General features: G+C 67.8%; 19 protein-coding genes and 1 pseudogene. 10 read left to right on the top strand and 10 right to left on the bottom strand.

Annotated features, from left to right (window positions below):
- Nucleotides 1-105: 105 nt before the first annotated feature.
- The 5 genes and pseudogenes from AC3WL8_RS34590 to AC3WL8_RS34570 all read left to right on the top strand — a co-directional run.
- A pseudogene (locus AC3WL8_RS34590) lies at nt 106-237 on the top strand (NAD(P)-dependent oxidoreductase); the annotation flags it as partial.
- 71 nt (nt 238-308) lie between these two features.
- Complete coding sequence (locus AC3WL8_RS34585) at nt 309-503, top strand: DUF1059 domain-containing protein (RefSeq protein ID WP_013955718.1); 195 nt, start codon at nt 309-311, stop codon at nt 501-503.
- Between the two features lie 210 nt (nt 504-713).
- Nucleotides 714-1,487 (top strand): molybdate ABC transporter substrate-binding protein, encoded by a 774-nt coding sequence (gene modA, locus AC3WL8_RS34580; protein WP_211980766.1) that lies wholly within the window; start codon nt 714-716, stop codon nt 1,485-1,487.
- An 18-nt stretch (nt 1,488-1,505) separates the two neighbouring features.
- Nucleotides 1,506-2,216 carry a molybdate ABC transporter permease subunit gene (gene modB, locus AC3WL8_RS34575; RefSeq protein ID WP_013955716.1) on the top strand — a complete coding sequence of 237 codons (711 nt, stop codon included), beginning with the start codon at nt 1,506-1,508 and terminating at the stop codon, nt 2,214-2,216.
- Between the two features lie 11 nt (nt 2,217-2,227).
- Entirely contained in the window at nt 2,228-2,950 is a 723-nt protein-coding gene (locus AC3WL8_RS34570; RefSeq protein ID WP_035821992.1) for an ATP-binding cassette domain-containing protein, read from the top strand.
- Here AC3WL8_RS34570 and AC3WL8_RS34565 read toward each other — a convergent pair.
- The 5 genes from AC3WL8_RS34565 to AC3WL8_RS34545 all read right to left on the bottom strand — a co-directional run bounded on the left by AC3WL8_RS34565 (nt 2,920) and on the right by AC3WL8_RS34545 (nt 8,259).
- A complete protein-coding gene (locus AC3WL8_RS34565; protein WP_013955714.1) occupies nt 2,920-3,459 on the bottom strand; it encodes a class IV adenylate cyclase in 540 nt (179 codons plus the stop codon). The genes AC3WL8_RS34570 and AC3WL8_RS34565 overlap by 31 nt on opposite strands.
- A 17-nt stretch (nt 3,460-3,476) precedes the next feature.
- Nucleotides 3,477-4,076: a LysE/ArgO family amino acid transporter gene (locus AC3WL8_RS34560; RefSeq protein ID WP_013955713.1), complete on the bottom strand. Its 600-nt coding sequence runs from the start codon at nt 4,074-4,076 to the stop codon at nt 3,477-3,479.
- 94 nt (nt 4,077-4,170) lie between these two features.
- Nucleotides 4,171-4,965, bottom strand: coding sequence for a TOBE domain-containing protein (locus AC3WL8_RS34555; RefSeq protein WP_013955712.1), 795 nt, complete (start codon nt 4,963-4,965; stop codon nt 4,171-4,173).
- Between the two features lie 88 nt (nt 4,966-5,053).
- A complete protein-coding gene (gene fabI / locus AC3WL8_RS34550) occupies nt 5,054-5,833 on the bottom strand; it encodes an enoyl-ACP reductase FabI (RefSeq protein WP_013955711.1) in 780 nt (259 codons plus the stop codon).
- A gap of 41 nt (nt 5,834-5,874) precedes the next feature.
- Nucleotides 5,875-8,259, bottom strand: a complete 2,385-nt coding sequence (locus AC3WL8_RS34545; protein WP_211980765.1) for a DUF3141 domain-containing protein — start codon at nt 8,257-8,259, stop codon at nt 5,875-5,877.
- Between the two features lie 437 nt (nt 8,260-8,696).
- Between AC3WL8_RS34545 and AC3WL8_RS34540 the strand changes: the two genes are divergently transcribed.
- Both AC3WL8_RS34540 and AC3WL8_RS34535 read left to right on the top strand, forming a co-directional pair.
- The gene (locus tag AC3WL8_RS34540) at nt 8,697-9,566 is read left to right on the top strand and encodes a phosphate acetyltransferase (RefSeq protein ID WP_249221247.1); all 870 of its coding nucleotides are present in this window, start codon (nt 8,697-8,699) and stop codon (nt 9,564-9,566) included.
- Between the two features lie 47 nt (nt 9,567-9,613).
- Nucleotides 9,614-10,849, top strand: a complete 1,236-nt coding sequence (locus AC3WL8_RS34535) for an acetate/propionate family kinase (RefSeq protein ID WP_211980763.1) — start codon at nt 9,614-9,616, stop codon at nt 10,847-10,849.
- Between the two features lies 1 nt (nt 10,850).
- Here the strand turns inward: AC3WL8_RS34535 and AC3WL8_RS34530 are convergent, their stop codons facing one another.
- Nucleotides 10,851-11,672, bottom strand: coding sequence for a tyrosine-protein phosphatase (locus AC3WL8_RS34530; protein ID WP_492379755.1), 822 nt, complete (start codon nt 11,670-11,672; stop codon nt 10,851-10,853).
- Between the two features lie 50 nt (nt 11,673-11,722).
- Complete coding sequence (locus AC3WL8_RS34525) at nt 11,723-11,968, bottom strand: hypothetical protein (protein ID WP_013955706.1); 246 nt, start codon at nt 11,966-11,968, stop codon at nt 11,723-11,725.
- A 436-nt stretch (nt 11,969-12,404) separates the two neighbouring features.
- On the opposite strand from AC3WL8_RS34525, the gene AC3WL8_RS34520 reads away from it, so the two are divergent.
- From AC3WL8_RS34520 to AC3WL8_RS34510, 3 genes are read left to right on the top strand one after another with little or no spacing between them, the layout of a single operon-like run.
- A complete protein-coding gene (locus tag AC3WL8_RS34520; protein WP_492379754.1) occupies nt 12,405-13,928 on the top strand; it encodes an anion permease in 1,524 nt (507 codons plus the stop codon).
- A gap of 13 nt (nt 13,929-13,941) precedes the next feature.
- The gene (locus AC3WL8_RS34515) at nt 13,942-14,991 is read left to right on the top strand and encodes an Ldh family oxidoreductase (RefSeq protein WP_492379753.1); all 1,050 of its coding nucleotides are present in this window, start codon (nt 13,942-13,944) and stop codon (nt 14,989-14,991) included.
- A gap of 58 nt (nt 14,992-15,049) precedes the next feature.
- Nucleotides 15,050-15,745, top strand: coding sequence for a transglycosylase domain-containing protein (locus AC3WL8_RS34510; RefSeq protein ID WP_492379752.1), 696 nt, complete (start codon nt 15,050-15,052; stop codon nt 15,743-15,745).
- A 54-nt stretch (nt 15,746-15,799) separates the two neighbouring features.
- Here the strand turns inward: AC3WL8_RS34510 and AC3WL8_RS34505 are convergent, their stop codons facing one another.
- Genes AC3WL8_RS34505 through fdhF form a run of 3 tightly spaced genes read right to left on the bottom strand, consistent with a single transcriptional unit; the run spans nt 15,800 to nt 19,782 of the window.
- Nucleotides 15,800-16,024, bottom strand: coding sequence for a formate dehydrogenase subunit delta (locus AC3WL8_RS34505; RefSeq protein ID WP_013955702.1), 225 nt, complete (start codon nt 16,022-16,024; stop codon nt 15,800-15,802).
- Nucleotides 16,021-16,887, bottom strand: coding sequence for a formate dehydrogenase accessory sulfurtransferase FdhD (fdhD, locus tag AC3WL8_RS34500; RefSeq protein WP_492379751.1), 867 nt, complete (start codon nt 16,885-16,887; stop codon nt 16,021-16,023). Before fdhD ends, AC3WL8_RS34505 begins: the two co-directional genes overlap by 4 nt.
- Nucleotides 16,888-16,902: 15 nt before the next feature.
- Complete coding sequence (gene fdhF, locus AC3WL8_RS34495; RefSeq protein WP_013955700.1) at nt 16,903-19,782, bottom strand: formate dehydrogenase subunit alpha; 2,880 nt, start codon at nt 19,780-19,782, stop codon at nt 16,903-16,905.
- Between the last annotated feature and the right edge of the window lie 15 nt (nt 19,783-19,797).

Genomic DNA, 19,797 nt, shown 5'->3' with positions numbered 1-19,797 from the left:
TGAGCAACAACAGACGCCGCATTAGCCGCCGAAAGGACGCCGACGGCGTCCGCGCTATCCTTCCCCGGCCTAAAGGCTGCCTAAAGGCCGAGGCTTGCCGCGCACCTGGTCAATGTGTCGCGCGGCAGCGTGATCGACGAGGCGGCAATGGTCGCGGCGCTGGTTGACGGGCGCCTGGGCGGCGCCGGCCTGGATGCGTTCCTGGCTGACGGCAGGGTACTGACGCCAGTGCTGTAGAAGGCTACCCGCGTGCCTATACTGGATGCACCGGCCCCAGCCCACTCTGCGGGCCGGCGTCAGGAGGCATCATGGCACGCAAGTTTATCGATTGCCGCGAGTTCCCGAGCGACACCCACTGCACGGTGGCAATGAGCGCCGACAGCGAAGACGAACTGCTCGAAGCCGCGGTCCAGCACGCGGTAGCGGTGCACCAGCATCAGGACACCCCTGAGTTGCGCACCCAGTTGAAGTCATTGTTCAAGGAAGGCATGCCGCCGGCGTGAAACGGCACGGCTGGCGCCCGGGGGCGCCGGCCCCCACCCCTGGGGCTCATTCGCAGTCCCTGATACAGCACTTATACCACTTCGAATACCCATGACGGCCGTCATGGCACATCATTGACGCAGCGCTATATACAGACGTATATTGCGCCTGACAGCCCACCCGCACAGGCCTTGCCGCACACGCCGGCTGGCCGAATCCCGAGGATTCCGATGTCTGCCCTCCGTTCCTGCCGCCGCGGGTTCCTGCTGGCCGCCTCCGTCGCCACGCTGGCGCTGGCCGCGCCGCCCGCCTTTGCCGCCGACCTGGTGGTGTCCGCGGCATCCAGCCTGACCAACGCCTTCAAGTCGCTGGCCGAGTCGTTCGAGCGCGCCCATCCTGGCACGCACGTGGTGCTGAACTTCGGCGCGTCCGACGTGCTGACGCAGCAGATCATCAAGGGCGCGCCGGCCGACGTGTTCGCCTCGGCCGACCAGGAAGCGATGAACAAGGCCGAGGCCGAGAAGGTGATCGCGCCGGCCTCGCGCCGCAACTTCGCCGCCAACCAGGTGGTGCTGATCGTACCCGCGGACAGCAAGCTGGCCATCGCCTCGCTGCAGGACCTGACGCGCCCGGAAGTGAAGCGCATCGCCTACGGCAACCCGGCCTCGGTGCCGGTGGGCCGCTACACCCGCGGCGCGCTGGAAGCGGCCGGGCTGTGGGACGCCGTCGCCGCCAAGGGCGTGCCGGCGCAGAACGTGCGCCAGAGCCTGGACTACGTCGCGCGCGGCGAGGTCGAGGCCGGCTTCGTCTTTGCCACCGATGCCGCGGTGATGCCGGATAAGGTCAAGGTGGCCGTGCGCGTGCCAAGCCGCACGCCGGTGACCTACCCCATCGCCATCACCAGCCTGACGCGCCAGCAGAAGGAAGCGGCGCAGTTCGTCGACTACGTCGCCTCGCCGGAAGGCCAGGCGGTCCTGTCGCGATTCGGCTTCCAGAAGCCCTGACGGAGCGTTGCGCGCACCATGGACGCCGTCTGGGTACCGCTGCTGCTGTCGCTGAAGGTGGCCGGCTGGGCCACCGCGCTGAATGCCGTGCTCGGCGTCGGCGCGGCCTGGGCGCTGGCGCGCTGGCGCTCGCCCCTGCGCGACGTGGTCGATGCGGTGCTGACGCTGCCGCTGGTGCTGCCGCCCACGGTGCTGGGCTACTACCTGCTGGTGCTGGTCGGGCGCCGTGGCGTATTCGGCGAGTGGCTGGCGCGCCTGGGCATCGAACTGGTCTTTACCTGGCAGGGCGCAGTGCTGGCCTCCACCATCGTCGCCTTCCCGCTGGTGCTCAAGTCCGCGCGCGCCGCCTTTGAAGGCGTGGATCATCAGCTGGAAAACGCCGCCCGCGTGCTGGGCGTGCCAGAAGCCGGCATCTTCTTCCGCGTCACGCTGCCGCTGGCCGCGCGCGGCATCATCGCCGGCGTGCTGTTGGCCTTTGCCCGCGCACTGGGCGAGTTCGGCGCCACGCTGATGATCGCCGGCAACCTGCCCGGACGCACGCAGACGCTGTCAGTCGCCATCTATGAGGCGGTACAGGCCGGCGACGACAACACCGCCAACCTGCTGGTATTGGTGACCTCCGTCACCTGCGTGCTGCTGCTGGTGGTCGCCGGGCGCCTTGTGCCGGCCGCCACGCGCAACCCCGCTGAACTCTATGAACGCCGGCGCCTGCGCCCGCGCATCCGCTAAGCCGAGTCGCCATGAGCATGCACGTCAGCATCCGCAAGCAGATGGTCTCGGCCGACCGCCACTTTGCACTGGATATCGATTTCGATTCGGCCAGCCGGCGCATTGCGTTGTTCGGGCCCTCGGGCGCCGGCAAGAGCCTGACGCTGCGCGCCATCGCCGGCCTGCTCGCGCCAGACAGCGGCCGCATCGTGCTGAACGGCCGCACGCTGTTCGATGCCGACGCCGGTATCGACGTGCGCCCGCAAGAGCGCCGTGTGGCCTACCTGTTCCAGGAATACGCGCTGTTCCCGCACCTGAACGTGGGCCAGAACATCGGCTTCGGCCTGTCGCGCGGCTGGCGCAACCCGCGCCGCGGCGCCGTGCATCCGGAAGCGCAGCGCTGGATCGACGCCTTCGGCCTGGCCGACATCGTCGGCAACTACCCGGCCGAGATCTCCGGTGGCCAGAAGCAGCGCGTGGCACTGGCGCGCGCGCTGGTGGCGCAGCCCGACATCGTCTTGCTGGACGAACCCTTCTCCGCGCTGGACCCCGCGCTGCGCGCGCGCATGCGCGCGGAGTTGCGCACGCTGCAGGCCAGCCTGGATGTGCCGATGCTGGTGATCTCACACGATCCCGCCGATGTCGAGGCGCTGGGCGACCACGTGCTGGAAATCCGCGAGGGCCGCATCTTCGGCAGCGGCACCAGCCGCCACCATCCGCCGGTCTACGCGCCGGTGTCGGCGCGGGTGGCCTGAGCCGAGCGCAGCAGGTCGACGTAGGCGCCTTCAATCAGGTTCGACGCGGGAATGCCCAGCCGCGCCAGCAATGCGTGGGCTTCGGCCACGCCGTCCTCCAGGCGCTCGCCGTCGGCCAGCACCACTTCCAGTTCCAGGAAATCGCCCAGCGCCTCGACCCGGTCCAGGTGCACGCGCGTGCGGCCAGCCAGGTACAGCGTGCGCAGCTTGCGCACCCGCCCGCCCTCGCCATGCGCCGCGGCCAGCGCCGCGCGCAAGGTATCCGGCGATTGCGTCGGCGACAGGATGTAGAAGCTCTCCTTCGGCCCCGCCTCGTCGGCACGCGCATAGAAGATCAGCTCGCCGCGGTCGGGGGCGAACTCGCGCAGCTTGAGCCGGCCGTTGGCGCAGGGGAAGAAGGTATCGTCCTGGCGGATGTATTCGGGACCGCTGTCGGCCAGTGCTGCCGCATGCGGCAGCAAGGCTTCTATACTGTCAATGCGAGCCTTGATCTCGATGTTTCTTGGCATGCGTCTCTCTCCTGCGCTCAGCCCAGCAGCAGCCGCGCGGCAATCACCCACATGGTGATGCCGATCACCACTTCCAGCACCTGCCACGCGCGCGGCCGCGCAAACACCGGCCGCAGCAGCGCCGCGCCATAGCCCAGCGAAAAGAAGAACAGGAACGACGCGGTCATGGCACCCGCGGCGAACTCGCGCGCGTTCCCTGCGAACTGCGTCGACACCGAACCGATCAGCATCACCGTATCGAGATACACATGCGGATTGAGCCAGGTGAACGCCAGGCACACCGCCAGCGTGGCTCCAAGCGGCCGCGGCGCGGCGTCGCTGGGATCCAGCACCGCGTTCGAGCGCCACGCGGCCAGGAAGCTGCGTGCGCCATACCAGATCAGGAAAGCCGCGCCGCCATAGCGCATCGCCGCACCCAGCCAGGGCAGCTCGCGGATCATCACGGCAAAGCCGGAAACACCCAGCAGGATCAGCAGCGCATCGGAAAGCGCGCACACCAGGCAGACCCAGAACACATGCTCGCGCCGCAACCCTTGTCGCAGCACGAAAGCATTCTGGGAACCGATGGCAAGAATCAGGGAAAGACCGAGGGAGAAGCCGGCGAGAGCGGCGTGCATTTGTTGTGGAACGGCTGTTTTTTTGGGTGGCTATTATTGCACGCCGGGGGCAGCCGATGCCCGCCCATCTTCCCATTCCTGCCGCAGGACTACCTCACGCCACTACACCCAGGATTACACTTGACGCCTTGAACACCGCCACCGCAGCCACCCCCACTTCCAGCCCCAGCGCTTCCACACTCCCATTGGTCACGATCGCCGCAACCGTACCGCCGCCGTCGAGTTCGATCACCACTTCGGCGTTCACCGCGCCAGGCATCACGCGCGACACCACCCCCGGCAACTGGTTGCGCGCCGACAGCCGCATCCCCGGATCGGGCAGCCCCACCAGCACCGACGATGCCTTGATCAGCGCAAACGCCTCGGTGCCCTCGGCCAACGCCAGCGTTTCGACGCTTTCATGCGTGATGGTGGCCACGATCTGCTGCCCGCCGGGCAGTGCCAGCACGACCTCGTCATTGACCGCGCCGCCGCGCACACTGGCCACGCGCCCGAACAGCTTGTTGCGTGCACTGGTCTTGATCATCATTCGCCTCATCAGGTGGATATCGTCGGCCGCCCCCTCGCCCAGGCGCGACAGCTGCGCGACAAAGCGCTGGTGTTCGTCTTCCAGCGCACGATAGGTGCGGATCAGTTGCTCGCCGCGCGCGGTCAGGTGCGTGCCGCCGCCGCCCTTGCCGCCGGCGGCGCGCACCACCAGCGGCTCGCCCGCGCTGTTGTTCATGGCATCGATGGCGTCCCACGCGGCCTTGTAGCTGATGCCGACCGCGCGCGCGGCCGCGGTGATCGAGCCGTGTTCGCCGATGGCGGCGAGCAGCGCGATGCGGTCCTTGCCGCCCCAGTCTTGTGAGCCGGAGCGGAACCAGATGGCTCCCTGGAGTTCAAGCATGGATGTCGGGTGCCGGTGGCCGGCACCGCAATGGAGTTCGAGACGCGGCTATGGTAATCCGAATTGCGGATCGGTCCAGCGCAGGACACTAGGCCATGATGTGCACGCCACCATCCACATAGACTGTGTTGCCCGAGATGCGCCGCGCATACGGCGTGGCCAGGTAGGCAGTGGCAAAGCCCACGTCCATGATGTCGACCACCTCGCCCAGCGGCGCGCGCCCGGCGGCGTCGGCCAGCAGCAGGTCGAAGTCCTTCAGGCCCGAGGCCGCGCGCGTCTTCAGCGGCCCGGGCGAGATCGCGTGGACGCGGATACCCAGCGGCCCCAGCTCGTGCGCCAAGTAGCGGCAGCTGGCTTCCAGCGCCGCCTTGACCGGGCCCATCAGGTCATAGTTGGGCACGACGCGGTTGGCGCCCTCATAGCTCATCGCGAACAGCGTGCCGCCCTGCGGCATCAGCGGCACGGCCAGGCGCGCCATGCGCACGAAGGAGTGGCATGAGATGTCCATGGCGCGCCCAAACCCCTCTGCCGACGAATTGAGCAGGCCGCCCTGCAGGTCGGCCTTGGGCGCGAACGCAATCGAATGGACTATCGAATCGAGACCGCCCCACACGCTCTCGATACGCGCAAAGAGCGCCGTCATCTGCTGCGCGTCTTCCACGTCCAGCGGCATCAGGATGGGCGCCTGAATGGCTTCGGCCAGCGGCGCCACGTGCGGGTAAGCCTTGTCGTTCAGGTAGGTCATGGCGACCTGTGCGCCCAGTTCATGGAACGCCCTGGCACAGCCCCACGCAATCGAATCGGCATTGGCCACGCCGGCCACCAGCACACGGGCGCCGGCAAGCGGCGGATTGGATACGTTGACCATGGCGGCTCCTGTTGGACCAAACCCGATGCGGTGCGCAAGCCTCAGCTGCGCGGCCGCGTGGCGCGCGGCGCGGCCTTGCGCTTGCCGGTGGTGCGCGCGGCCTGCGGCTTGCCGTTCCCGGCATGGCTGAGGGCAGACGCGGTATCGGCCGCGTCCACCGGCGCAACTGCGTCGGCAGCCTCGGGCGGATGACCCGTGCCCATTACTTCGGCGACTTCGCGATAGCGCCCCAGCCGCTCGCCTGACAGCGGGCCGCCGACCGTCATCACGCGATGCGCCGCCACCATCAGCTTGCGGCGGGTCTCGCGGTCCGGCACCAGGGCCGGCAGCGCCCGGATCGCGCGCTGCGGATCCAGCCTGACGATAAAGCTCTGCTGGCGCACTGCGGTCTTGAAGGCGGCCAGGTCGGCCTGGCCGCCGGATTGCTCGGTGGCTTGCTGCTGTTCGCGCGCAATGCGGCGCAGCAGGTTGAACGGCCGCTCCTCGATGGCGCTGGGGCGATCGGCCACGTAGGCCAGCACGCGCACAAAGGCCTCCAGTGTGCCGCCCTGCCCGATCGCCGCCTCGGCATCGTGCAGGCGCCGCTGCGCCAGTTCCTTGCGCAACGCCACGGTGACGGGCGACTCCACGTTGGCCGGTGGCAACTGCCCGCTCATGCCCACCAGCGCCGCCATCGCCGGCGAACCGTAGATTGCCTCGAAGGTCCGCTCGTACCACGCGTCGCGTACATCACGATACTGGTCGAGCGCGCTGACGATCTGCGCCGACGCGGCCTTCTCCATGGTCAGGAACGGATTGTCCGGCGCCACCGGCGCGCGATGCGCGCGCACCATCGGCGCCATCGCGCCGATCCACGCCATCCACGGATTCATGTCGGTCGCCAGCGAGCGCTCCAGCCGCGCCGGGTGCAGCGTGCGCATCCACTGCGCGCCCAGTTCATTGGACATCGCGCGCACCCATGGCGAGACGAAGGTGTCGTACATGTGCTGGTTGATCTCGGCCACGCGCCGCACCACCTCGAACGGGCGTTCGTCCTCGCGGCCGTCGTCCAGCGCCAGGATGTCGTTGACGCTGCGGCGCTCGAAGCGCACCAGGTAGCGCCCTTCGATCAGGTCCCGGTGTGGCAGGTCAGGCGCCACGTCCTCGATCTTGGCCTCGTACAGGCCCGGCGGCAGCACATCGATCAGGTCCAGCGCGCAGAACAGTTCGCTGTGTTCGCGGTTGGCGACGCCGGCGGAAACAAAGATGCCCAGGTGCCCCACGGTCTCGTGCAGGCAGTAGACGATCACTTGGTCGTTGGCGACCAGTTCCTCATCGGTGGGGTACAGGTCCGGGATCCAGTTCAGCGCCTGCTGCGGCGGCGTGATGTTGTCCCCCCAGGACGCGAAGACGACCACCGGCGAACGGATGTTGCGCAGGTCCACCACGGTCTTGCCGTCGCTGCTGCGCACCTCGCCCGCGGTCAGCCGGTTGCCGACGAACAGGTTCTGCACAATCCAGTCGATCTCCGCGCGGTTCATCAGGAAGTGGCCGCCCCACCAGCGCTCGAACTCCAGGAAGCGCGGGCCTTCCGTGTCCGCCTTGGCGTAGACGTCGTAGAGCTTCTTCCACAGCGTGTTGGCCGGATTGAGCTGCTCGAAGTTCTGCACGAGCCAGGCACCGTCGAAGCGGCCATTGCCCATGTCGGCGGTCAGCGAGGCCAGAAACGAGCCGCCCAGCAGCCCGCCGCTGTAGCGCATCGGGTTGCGCCCGCGCACGCCCGACCAGTACGCCAGCGGTGCGCCGGCCACCAGCAGCGGCCCGGTGCGCTCGGGCGCGACCGCGGCCAGGATCATCAGTGCCCAGCCGGCCTGGCAGTTGCCGATGACGAAGGGCTTGCCGGGTGCGTCCGGGTGCCGCTCGCCGACGATCTTGAGGAAGTCGGCCTCGGCGCGCGCCACCGATTCGATCGTCTGCCCCGGGCAGGGCTCCTGGAAGAAGGTGACGAAATAGCACGGATGCCCGGTGCGCAGCGCGATACCGATCTCGCTGTCGGCCTTGAAGCCACCGATGCCGGGGCCGTGGCCCGCGCGCGGGTCAATCACCACGAAGGGGCGCTTGGCAGGGTCGGTCGGGCTGTTGGCCGGCGGCACGATGCGCAGCAGCGCGTAGTTGACGGGCTCGGGCAGTTCGCGGCCGTCGGCCAGCAGTTCCTGCTCGAACACGAGCACAGGCGGCATGCCCTCGCGCTCATGCTCGGCGGTCTCGTTGCCGCGCTCGCGCAGGATGTCGAACAGCAGCACGGTGCGCTGCCAGGCGTCGGTGAAGTATTCCAACGCCGGCTGGCCGAGCGCCGCGAACGGATTGGCTGCTTCTGGGACCTGCGTGGTGGAGGGTGATGGGCCGGAACTGCCTTGCGGCGGCCTGGCGGGTATGCGTGCGGTCATTCCACTTTCCCCTGATTGGCGCCGCTGCCGGGCGCTGGCGCACTGTCAGCGCCACTGGAGTGACGCTTGTTGCATTGCAGCAAAAACAAGCCTAGCAGCCGCGGCGATGCCGTGCAACCCGCTGACCGGCACCCCCCAAAGCCTCGCCGCGCGCAGCATCCATCGGTCATCAACCCGACAAATTCGTCGCCTATACTGGCGCAGTGCGCTTGCGCACTGCAGCAAGGCGGTGCGCGGAGCACCCGGTGCGAGACCGACGGCCATCCCTCGACGCCACCGCGCCGGACCAGTATCCTTGCCCAGCATCCGCTCTCGGAACATCGCCATGACCGCTGCCTCGACTGCCACGTCTGCCATGTCCGGACTTGCCGCGCCCGCCGCCGAGGCGCCGGACAAGTACACCGCGCTGCGCTGGGCTGCCGCCCATCCCCACCGCGGTGGCGCACCCGTGCGATGTCTCATCGCTGAGCGGCGCGCTCGAGGCCGCGAAGCTGGGCCTGATCGTACCGATCCTGGTCGGGCCCGCCGCGCGCATCCGGCAGGTCGCCGCCGAGCATGGACTTGCGCTGGGCGACACCCGGATCATCGACACCGCGCACAGCCATGCCTCGGCCGAGCGCGCGGTCGAAGCCGTGCGGGCCGGCGAGGCCGAGCTGCTGATGAAGGGCAGCCTGCACACCGACGAGTTGCTGCATGCGGTCACCGCCTCGGCCAGTGGCCTGCGCACCGGGCGGCGCCTGTCGCATGTATTCGCCATGAGCGTGCCGCGCTACCACAAGCCGCTGTTCATCACCGATGCAGCGGTCAACATCTTCCCCACGCTCAACGAGAAGGCAGATATCTGCCGCAATGCCATCGACCTGGTGCGCATGCTGGGCATCGAGCAGCCCAAGGTGGCGATCCTGTCGGCAGTGGAAACCGTCACCGACAAGATCCCCTCCACCATCGACGCCGCGGCGCTGTGCACCATGGCACGGCGCGGCCAGATCACCGGCGGCATGCTGGACGGCCCGCTCGCCTTCGACAACGCCATCAGCCGCGAAGCCGCCATCACCAAGGGCATCGACTCGGACGTGGCCGGCGACCCCGACATCCTGCTGGTGCCGGACTTGGAAGCCGGCAATATGCTGGCCAAGCAGCTGACCTTCCTGGCGGGCGCCGAAGCCGCCGGCATCGTGCTGGGCGCGCGCGTGCCCATCATCCTCACCAGCCGGGCCGACAGCGTGCGCGCGCGCATCGGCAGCTGCGCCATTGCCGTGCTGCTGGCGCACGCACGCCGCAACGCCGCAGCCGCGGCGCAGGTCTGAGCCGTGCCCGTGCGGCCCTTGCGCAACCACTTGGGAGTCCATCCAGCGTGACCGCCATCCATCCTGCCGTGCATCCCATCATCCTAGTTGTCAACGCCGGCTCGTCCAGCGTCAAGGTATCGGTCTACGCCGTGCCCGACGCCGCGCATGGCAATGCCGACATCAACCCGGTGTTGAGCGCGCACGGCCAGATCGAGGGCATCGGCGTGGCGCCGCGCCTGACCGCGCGCATGGCCGACGGGCGCGTGGTCGCCGAAGAGACCTTCCCGCAGGCCCAGGTGGCCGACCACGACGCCGCCTTCCGCCTGGTGCGCCTGGTGCTGAGCGTGGGCCTGCGCGACAACCCGCCGGTGGCGATCGGCCATCGCGTGGTGCATGGCGGCGCCGACTATGCGCAGGCCGTGCGCATCGACGACGAGGTGATCGCAAAGCTGGAGGCGCTGGTGCCGCTGGCGCCGCTGCACCAGCCGCACAACCTGACTGCCATCCGCGCGGTGCGCGAGGCCGTGCCGGACCTGCTGCAGGTGGCCTGCTTCGACACCGCCTTCCATGCTGGCCACGACGTGCTGGCGCAGCTGATGGCGCTGCCCTACGCGTACTACGAGCGCGGCATCCGGCGCTATGGCTTCCACGGGTTGTCGTACGAGTACATCGCGCGCCGGCTGCGCCAGGTCGCGCCCGACCTGGCCGAGGGCCGCGTGATCGTGGCGCACCTGGGCAACGGCGCCAGCCTGTGCGCCATGCGCGACGGCCGCAGCGTGGAAAGCACCATGGGCCTGACTGCGCTCGACGGCCTGCCCATGGGCACGCGCTGCGGCTCGGTCGATCCCGGCGCGCTGCTGTGGCTGGCGCAGCAGGGCATGAAGCCGGCCGAGATCCAGGCGATGCTGTACCAGGAATCCGGGCTGAAGGGACTGTCAGGCGTGAGCAGCGACATGCGCGCGCTGCTGGCCAGCGATGCACCGCGCGCGCGGCTGGCGGTGGACTTCTACACCTACCGCGCCGCGCAGGAGATCGGCAAGCTCGCCCCCACGCTGGGCGGCCTTGACGCGCTGGTGTTCACCGCGGGCATCGGCACCAACTCGCCGCCGGTGCGCGCACGCATCTGCGAACACCTGGCGGGCCTGTTCGGCATCGCGCTCGACGGTGGCGCCAACGGCGAGAACAGCCAGCGCATCAGCCGGGACGACAGCCGCGTGCCGGTGCTGGTGCTGCCGACCGATGAAGAAGGAATGATTGCGCTGAACACCGCCCGCATCCTGCGCGAATGCGGGCAGCTTTGAGTCAGCCTGCCAGGTAGTGCCCGCGCAGCTGCGCGACGTCCACTTCGAGCGCGTCGCGCAGGTAGTTGTCGACACTGCCCCAGCCTGCATCGATGGCCTGCATCGACGCATCGAGGTAGCTGGCGCGGACTTCCAGCAGCGGCGTCATCACCGCGGGAGCCACGCCAAGCTCGGCCATGCGCGCCAGCGCAGTCTGGTTGAACTGCGCATTGCGCTGGTTCGACTCCAGGTAGTTAGCCAGGATATCGTCCTGCGCCACGCCCAGCGCCGCCAGCAACAGCAGGGCGGCAAAGCCCGTGCGGTCCTTGCCGGCGGTGCAGTGGAACAGCAGCGTCTTGCCGTCCTGCGCGGTGCGCATGAAGCCGGCGAAGGCCTCGCGGTAGCGCACCGGGAAGTCGCCATAGACCTCCAGCATGAAGGCATCCATCTGTGCCGGCGTGCTGGCGCGCAGGCGCGGCATCAGCACGTCCATCGCCATGCTGCCCTCCAGCACCGGCGCCGCCACCCAGTGGAAGCGCTGGCCGAAGGCTGCCTCTTCGGGCGACTTCTCGCCGGGCGAACGGAAATCCACCACCATGTCGAGCCCGAGCGTCTGCAGCCGCTCCAGGTCCGCCGCGCTGGCCAGCGCGGGGTTGCCGCTGCGGTACAGGCGCCCCTGGCGCACGCGGCGTCCGCCCGCGCCGGCCAGGCCGCCAAGGTCGCGCGCATTGCTGATGGTGTCGAAGGCCAGGTCATGCCGGCCCTGGTCGCTGGCCGCGGCCGGAGCCTGCGGCACGACGGCATGCGCTGGCAGGCAGCCTGCGCGTTGAAGCCACTTGATCATTGTTCTTTCCTGATTGTCCTTGCGATACTGGCCGATGCCGTGCCGGCGCTTCAGCGCTCGCGGTACGCCGGCACATGCCAGCGCAGGTGGCAGCCGGCGATATAGCGCCGGTCCAGCCGCGCCACCAGCTTCCACACCGTCAGCGCACTGGCATCGATATCGACCCACGCCCACGGGTGCTTCGGGTCGCCCGCTTCCACCAGTTCCACCGAACGGATCTTCGCATACCGCGCCAGCGCCTCGCGCAGCGCCGCAGCGTCCAGTCCTGCTTTCAGTCCACGTACCAAAACCTTCATGGTCGGCTCCAATTATTTCAGATCACTTCCGCTCATGCATCACCCGGCCGGGGCCATGGTGGCGCGCTTGCGCACACACACCGCCGCCAGACCTTATGTGGCGAGCTTCTCACTGGTATGACGCCTGTGGCGGCCCGAGTATCCATTGATCACGCGTGGACTTGATCTTGCTCATGGCGGGCGGAAATAGCACGGAGTTGCCCTCGACAGGGCCGGCTGCCAGTCGGAAAATTCCTATCATGTCGAACGCGGCGGCCACGCCAGCAGCGAAGCCGCTCCGGGCACACCGCACACGGATGCCGTCTCGCGACCGACACTTGCCTGTCCTGCCGGCCGTGCTGTCCCAGCGCCGGCGCGCCGCACTGTCCGCCGAGAGCCGTCCGAGCCAGGTGTCCCCGGGTACCGACCAGGATCACCAACCAAAAGGATGCCGGCGATGACAGACACTTCCGCCTCCCCCCCTTCCGCCCCCTCCGCCGCGGCTGCACAGGCTGTCGTGCCGACACCGAAACTCACGCTGCACTGGGGCCTGTTCGCCGCCGTCGGAGCGCTGCTCGTGGTGCTGGCGATCCCGCAGCCCGAGGGGCTGACCGTCGCCGGCCAGCGCATGCTGGCGATCCTCGCCTTCGCCATCGTGGTGTGGATCACCGAGGCGGTGTCATATGAGACCAGTGCCATCATGATCACCTCACTGATGGCGGGGCTGATCGGCTTTGCGCCGACCGTCAACGACCCCTCGGTGCAGTACGGCACCTCGAAAGCGCTCGGCATGGCACTGGCGGGGTTCTCCAACACCGCGCTGGCACTGGTCGCCGCGGCGCTGTTTATCTCCGCAGCGATGACCGTGACCGGGCTAGACCGGCGCATCGCGCTGGTGACGCTGTCTGCCATCGGCACCAGCACGCGCCGCATCCTGATTGGCACGATCGCCGTCACCATCGCGCTGAGCCTGGTGGTGCCCAGCGCCACCGCGCGCAGCGCCTGCGTGGTGCCGATCATGATGGGCGTGATCGCCGCCTTCGGCGTCGACAAAAAGTCCAATATCGCCGCCGGCATCATGATCACGGTGGCGCAGGCCACCAGCATCTGGAACGTCGGCATCCAGACCGCCGCGGCGCAGAACCTGCTGACGGTGGGCTTCATGGACAAGCTGCTGGGCGAGCGCATCACCTGGCTGCAATGGCTGATCGCCGGCGCGCCGTGGGCCATCGCGATGTCGGTGGTGCTGTATTTCCTGGTGCGCTTCCTGCTGCCCGCCGAGACCGACGCCATCCCCGGCGGCAAGGAAGCCGTGCAGCGCGAGCTGTCGGCCCTCGGCCCGATGAGCGCGCCGCAGAAGCGGCTGGCCGCGGTATCGCTGGGACTGCTGCTGTTCTGGGCCACCGAAGGCAAGCTGCACAGCTTCGATACCGCCACCGTGACCTTCGTCGGCCTGGTGATCCTGATGATGCCGCGCATCGGCGTGATGGACTGGAAGACCATGCAGCAACGCACGCCCTGGGGCACGCTGATCGTGTTCGGCGTCGGCATCAGCCTGGGCACGGCGCTGCTGTCCACCAACGCCGGCCAGTGGCTGGGGCAGTTCGTGGTCACGCATTCCGGGCTGGCGACGCACGGCGCGCTGCTGGTGTTTGCGATCCTGTCGGCCTTCCTGATCCTGATCCACCTGGGCTTTGCCAGCGCCACCGCGCTGACCGCGGCGCTGCTGCCGATCCTGATCGCGGTGCTGCAGACGCTGCCCGGCGACATCAACCGCGTGGGCATGACCATGCTGCTGGGCTTTACCGTCAGCTTCGGCTTTATCTTGCCGATCAACGCGCCGCAGAACATGGTGTGCCTGGGCACGGAAACCTTCAACGGCCGCCAGTTCGCGTGCATCGGCATCCCCGTGACGATCATCGGCTACGCCATGATGCTGCTGTTCGCGGCCACCTACTGGCGCTGGCTCGGCTGGGTCTGAGGAGATGGCTGCCATGAAGGTCTCCCTCACCAGCGCCCGCCAGCTTGCTCGCGACATCCTCGCCGCGCAGCAGGTACCCGCCGACATCGCCGACGACGTGGCCGAGCACCTGGTCGAATCCGACCGCTGCGGCTATATCAGCCACGGCCTGTCGATCCTGCCCAACTACCGCACGGCCCTCGACAGCCACAGCGTCAACCCGCAAGGCCGCGCCAAATGCGTGCTGGACCAGGGCACGCTGATGGTGTTCGACGGCGACGGCGGCTTCGGCCAGCACGTGGGCAAGTCCGTGATGCAGGCAGCGATCGAGCGCGTGCGCCAGCATGGCCACTGCATCGTCACGCTGCGCCGCTCGCACCATCTCGGCCGCATGGGCCACTACGGCGAGATGGTGGCAGCCGCCGGCTGTGTGCTGCTGAGCTTCACCAACGTGATCAACCGCGCGCCTGTGGTGGCCCCGTTCGGCGGCCGCGTGGCGCGGCTCACCACCAACCCGCTGTGCTTTGCCGGGCCGATGCCCAACGGGCGGCCGCCGCTGGTGATGGACATCGCCACCAGCGCGATTGCGATCAACAAGGCCCGTGTGCTGGCCGAGAAAGGCGAGGCGGCGCCAGAGCGCAGCATCATCGACGCCGACGGCAACCCCACCACCGACGCCTCCACCATGTTCGGCGAACACCCCGGCGCGCTGCTGCCCTTCGGCGGCCACAAGGGCTATGCGCTGGGCGTGGTGGCCGAGTTGCTGGCGGGCGTGCTGTCCGGCGGCGGCACCATCCAGCCGGACAACCCGCGCGGCGGCGTGGCCACCAACAACCTGTTCGCGGTGCTGCTCAATCCTGCGCTGGACCTGGGCCTGGACTGGCAGAGCGCCGAGGTCGAGGCGTTCATCCGCTACCTGCACGACACGCCGCCAGCGCCGGGCGTCGACCGCGTGCAGTACCCCGGCGAGTACGAGGCCGCCAACCGGGCGCAGGCCGGCGACACGCTGGACATCAACCCGGCCATCTGGCGCAACCTTGAGCGCCTGGCACAGTCGCTCAACGTAGCCGTCCCCACGGCCTGAAGGCGCCGCCCGCGGCGGGGCTCGCGTCCTGCCGCGCGCGGCTGGCACAATACGTGCCATGAAAAGCCTCTGGTCCGCCTTCATCAAGCTGCTGGTGCTCGCCGTGATCGGCGGCGCGCTGCTGGCCGCCATCGCCATCCTGGCCGCCAACCGGCAGCTGCCGTCGCTCGACGCGCTTACCGCCTTCCGCCATACGCCCGACTATGTGCCCATCGGCAAGATCCCGCGCGAGCTGACCGACGCCGTGGTGGCGATCGAGGATGAGCGCTTCTACGTGCATGACGGCATTGACTACATCGGCGTCGTCCGTGCCGGCGTTGCCAACTTGTCGGACGAGCTGTCGCAGGGGGCATCGACCATCACCATGCAGGTGGCACGCAATTTCTACCTGTCGCGGGACAAGACCTATACCCGCAAGCTGTACGAGGTGCTGCTGTCCTACCGGATTGAAAAGGCGCTGACCAAGGACGAGATCCTGGAGCTGTATATGAACAAGATCTACCTGGGACAGGGGGCGTACGGCTTTGCCGATGCGGCGCGGGCTTACTTTGGCAAGCGGCTGGATCAGTTGACGCTGGCTGAGTGTGCGATGCTGGCCGGGTTGCCCAAGGCGCCTTCGGCTAACAATCCGGTGGCGAATCCCAGGCGGGCGCGGCAGCGGCAGATTTATATCCTGCAGCGAATGCTGGAGCTTGGGCGGATCTCGCGGGGGGAGTATGACGGGGCGTTGCTGGAGCCGTTGAGGTTGAGGTGAGGTGGTGTTTCTGCTTGGCGCCGGAGGTGCCTGGCACCAAGCCCAACGCCTCCCTTACTCCAGCATCGCCCGATGCCGCCCCAGCGCCTCGCGCACGATATCCAACAGCCCGTTCCCTGCTTCGGCATCCACATGCCCCAGCAGCGCCTTGCGCATCCGCGGCTCCCAGAACCGCTTGATATGCCCCGCAATATCCGAGACAGCCTCTTCCCGATCCGGCATGGCCTCGAAGAAGCTGCCGATCTGGTTGGCCATGGTGATGAGGTTGTCGATCTTCATGCCAGACTCGCTTCGTGCTGCAAACGTTGGGGATGGGCATAGACCACGTGCGCGCCGGCGCGCACGAAGCCGGCCAGGGTGATGTTGGCCTGCTCGGCGAGGCGCACGGCCAGCGCCGTCGGTGCGGACACTGCGGCCAGCACGCCGGCACCGATGGCGGCGGTCTTCAGTACCATTTCATAGCTCGCGCGACTGGTCACCAGCACCGCGCCACTGGAGATGTCCTCGCCGCTGCGGGCAAGCGCGCCCGCCAGCTTGTCCAGCGCGTTGTGGCGGCCCACGTCTTCGCGCACCAGGGATACATGGCCATCTGCACGCAGCCATGCGGCAGCGTGCGTCGCACCCGTGTGTTGCTGCAGCTCCTGTCGCAGTTGCAGTTGCACGAAGGCGGCCTGAATCACGTCGGTATGGAAGCTGGCTTCGCTGCGCACAGGTGCCGGCAGGCGCATCACCTGCTCCAGCGATTCAGTGCCGCACAGCCCGCAGCCGGTGCGTCCGGCCAGCGAGCGGCGGCGATCCTTGAGCCGCATGAAGGCTTCGGAGGCGATCTCCAGCTGCACGGCGATGCCGTGCTCGCGCGTATCGATCTCGATGTCATAGACGTCGCTGGCACGGGTAACGATGCCCTCGCTCAGGCTGAACCCGATCGCAAAGTCCTCCAGGTCGGCCGGCGTCGCCAGCATCACCGCGTGCGAGATGCCGTTGTACACCAGCGCGACCGGCACTTCCTCGGCCACTTCATCGGGGCTCAGCATCAGCTCGCCGCGGCGCCAGCGGCTGACGGCGAAGGTGCTGTGGGTGGCGGGCACGGCGTCTTCCGCCGCTTCCGGATCAATTTCCGGTGACTGCATGCAGCGCATCATGGCGTGACCCTCCGCTCACCCTGCGGCCTGCGCCGGATCGGCGCTCGCGGCTTCCAGCAGTTGCAGCTGCTGGGTGTTGAACTCCTGGTACTCCCGCTGCCACGCCGAAGGCTGCGCCACCGGCAGCACCTGCACCGCGGTCACCTTGTATTCCGGGCAGTTGGTGGCCCAGTCGGAGTTGTCGGTGGTGATCACGTTGGCGCCGGATTCCGGGAAGTGGAAGGTGGTGTAGACCACGCCCGGCTGCATGCGCTCGCTGACAATCGCGCGCAGCACGGTGTCCCCTGCCCGGCTCTGCACCCCGACCCAGTCCCCGTCCTTGATGCCGCGCTCCTCGGCATCGTGCGGATGGATCTCGAGCCGGTCCTCGGCATGCCAGTAGACGTTGTCGGTGCGGCGCGTCTGCGCGCCGACGTTGTATTGCGACAGGATGCGGCCAGTGGTCAGGATCAGCGGGAAGGCGCGCGTGATCTTCTCGGTGGTGGGCACGTACTTGGTGATGATGAATTTGCCCTTGCCACGCACGAAGGCGTCGATATGCATGGTCGGCGTGCCTTCCGGCGCGTCGGCGTTGCACGGCCACTGGATGCTGCCCAGCTGGTCCAGGCGCTTGTAGCTGACGCCCGCGAAGGTCGGCGTCAGGCGCGCGATCTCGTCCATGATCTCCGACGGATGCTTGTACTCCATCGGATAGCCGAGCGCATTGGCCAGCAGGATGGTCGCTTCCCAGTCGGCATAGCGCGCCTTGGGCGGCATCACCTTGCGCACGCGCGAGATGCGGCGCTCGGCGTTGGTGAAGGTGCCGTCCTTTTCCAGGAAGGACGAGCCCGGCAGGAACACGTGCGCGTACTTGGCGGTCTCGTTGAGGAAGATGTCCTGCACCACAATGCATTCCATCGACGACAGCGCCTCGGACACGTGCTGCGTATTCGGGTCGGACTGGACGATGTCCTCGCCCTGGCAGTACAGGCCCTTGAAGCTGCCAGCCAGCGCGGCTTCGAACATATTGGGAATGCGCAGGCCCGGCTCGGGGCTGATCTCGACGTTCCACGCAGCTTCGAACAGGCCACGCGTGGTCGAGTCCGACACGTGGCGGTAGCCCGGCAGCTCATGCGGGAACGAGCCGATATCGCACGAGCCCTGCACGTTGTTCTGCCCACGCAGCGGGTTCACGCCCACGCCTTCGCGGCCGATATTGCCGGTGGCCATGGCCAGGTTGGCAATGCCCATCACGGTGGTGGAGCCTTGCGCATGCTCGGTCACGCCCAGGCCGTAGTAGATCGCTGCATTGCCGCCGGTAGCGTACAGGCGCGCGGCGCCGCGCAGCTGTTCCGCCGGAATGCCGGTGACGCTTTCCATGGCCTCGGGCGAGTTCTCCGCCAACGAGACGAAATCGCGCCATTGCTGGAAGGCGCGGTCCTCGCAGCGCTCAGCGATGAAGGCTTCGTTGAGCAGGCCTTCGGTGACGATCACGTGGGCCAGCGAGGTCACCAGTGCCACGTTGGTGCCCGGGCGCAGCTGCAGGTGATAGTCGGCACGGATATGCGGCGAATCCACCAGGTCGATGCGGCGCGGATCGACCACGATCAGCTTCGCTCCAGCGCGCAGGCGCTTCTTCATGCGCGAGGCAAAGACCGGGTGTCCGTCGGTCGGGTTGGCGCCAATCACCATGATCACGTCGGCCTTCTCGACCGACTTGAAGGTCTGCGTGCCGGCCGATTCACCCAGGGTCTGCTTCAGGCCATAGCCGGTCGGCGAATGGCACACGCGCGCGCAGGTGTCGACGTTGTTGTTGCCGAAGGCGGCACGCACCAGTTTCTGGACCAGGTAGCCCTCTTCATTGGTGCAGCGCGACGACACGATGCCGCCGATCGAATCCTTGCCGTGCTCGGCCTGGATACGTTTGAACTGCGACGCGGCGTAGTCGATCGCCTCTTCCCACGACACCTCGCGCCACGGATCGGTGATCTTGGCGCGGATCATCGGCTTGAGAATGCGGTCCTTGTGCGTGGCGTAGCCCCAGGCAAAGCGGCCCTTGACGCAGGCGTGACCTTCATTGGCCTTGCCGTCCTTGTACGGCACCATGCGCACCACTTCATTGCCCTTCATCTCGGCCTTGAACGAACAGCCCACGCCGCAATAGGCACAGGTAGTCACGGTGCTGTGCGAGGGCTGGCCGAACTTGATCACCGAGGTCTCGGTCAGCGTCGCGGTCGGGCACGCCTGCACGCAGGCGCCGCACGAGACGCAGTCCGATTCCATGAACGACTGGCTGGTGCCGGGCGAGACGCGGGAATCGAAGCCGCGGCCGCTGATGGTCAGGGCGAAGGTACCCTGCGTTTCCTCGCAGGCACGCACGCAGCGGTTGCAGACGATGCACTTGGAGGGGTCATAGGTGAAGTAAGGATTGGATTCGTCCTTCTTCATCTGCGTGTGCGTCGCGATCGGCGCAGCTTCCGGGCCGCCGTCGTTGTAGCGCACTTCACGCAGGCCGACCACGCCGGCCATGTCCTGCAGTTCACAATTGCCGTTGGTCGGGCAGGTCAGGCAATCGAGCGGGTGGTCGGAGATATATAGCTCCATCACGCCGCGACGCAGGTCGGCCAGCTTGTCGCTCTGGGTCTTGACCTTCATGCCGGCTTCGACCGGCGTGGTGCACGATGCCGGATAGCCGCGGCGCCCTTCGATCTCGACCAGGCACAGCCGGCACGAGCCGAAGGCTTCGAGGCTGTCGGTGGCGCACAGCTTGGGGACGGCGATCTGCGCTTCCATCGCGGCGCGCATCACTGAGGTGCCGGCGGGCACGGTGACGCTGACGCCATCGACCTCCAGGGTGACCAGTTCAGTGGATGGGCTGGCAGGCGTGCCGAAATCGATCTCGTTGCGGGCGTTCATGGCGGTTTGTCTCCC

The sequence above is a fragment of the Cupriavidus sp. FW305-F7 genome, assembly GCF_058782875.1.
This window is presented reverse-complemented; position numbering and strand designations above follow the sequence as displayed.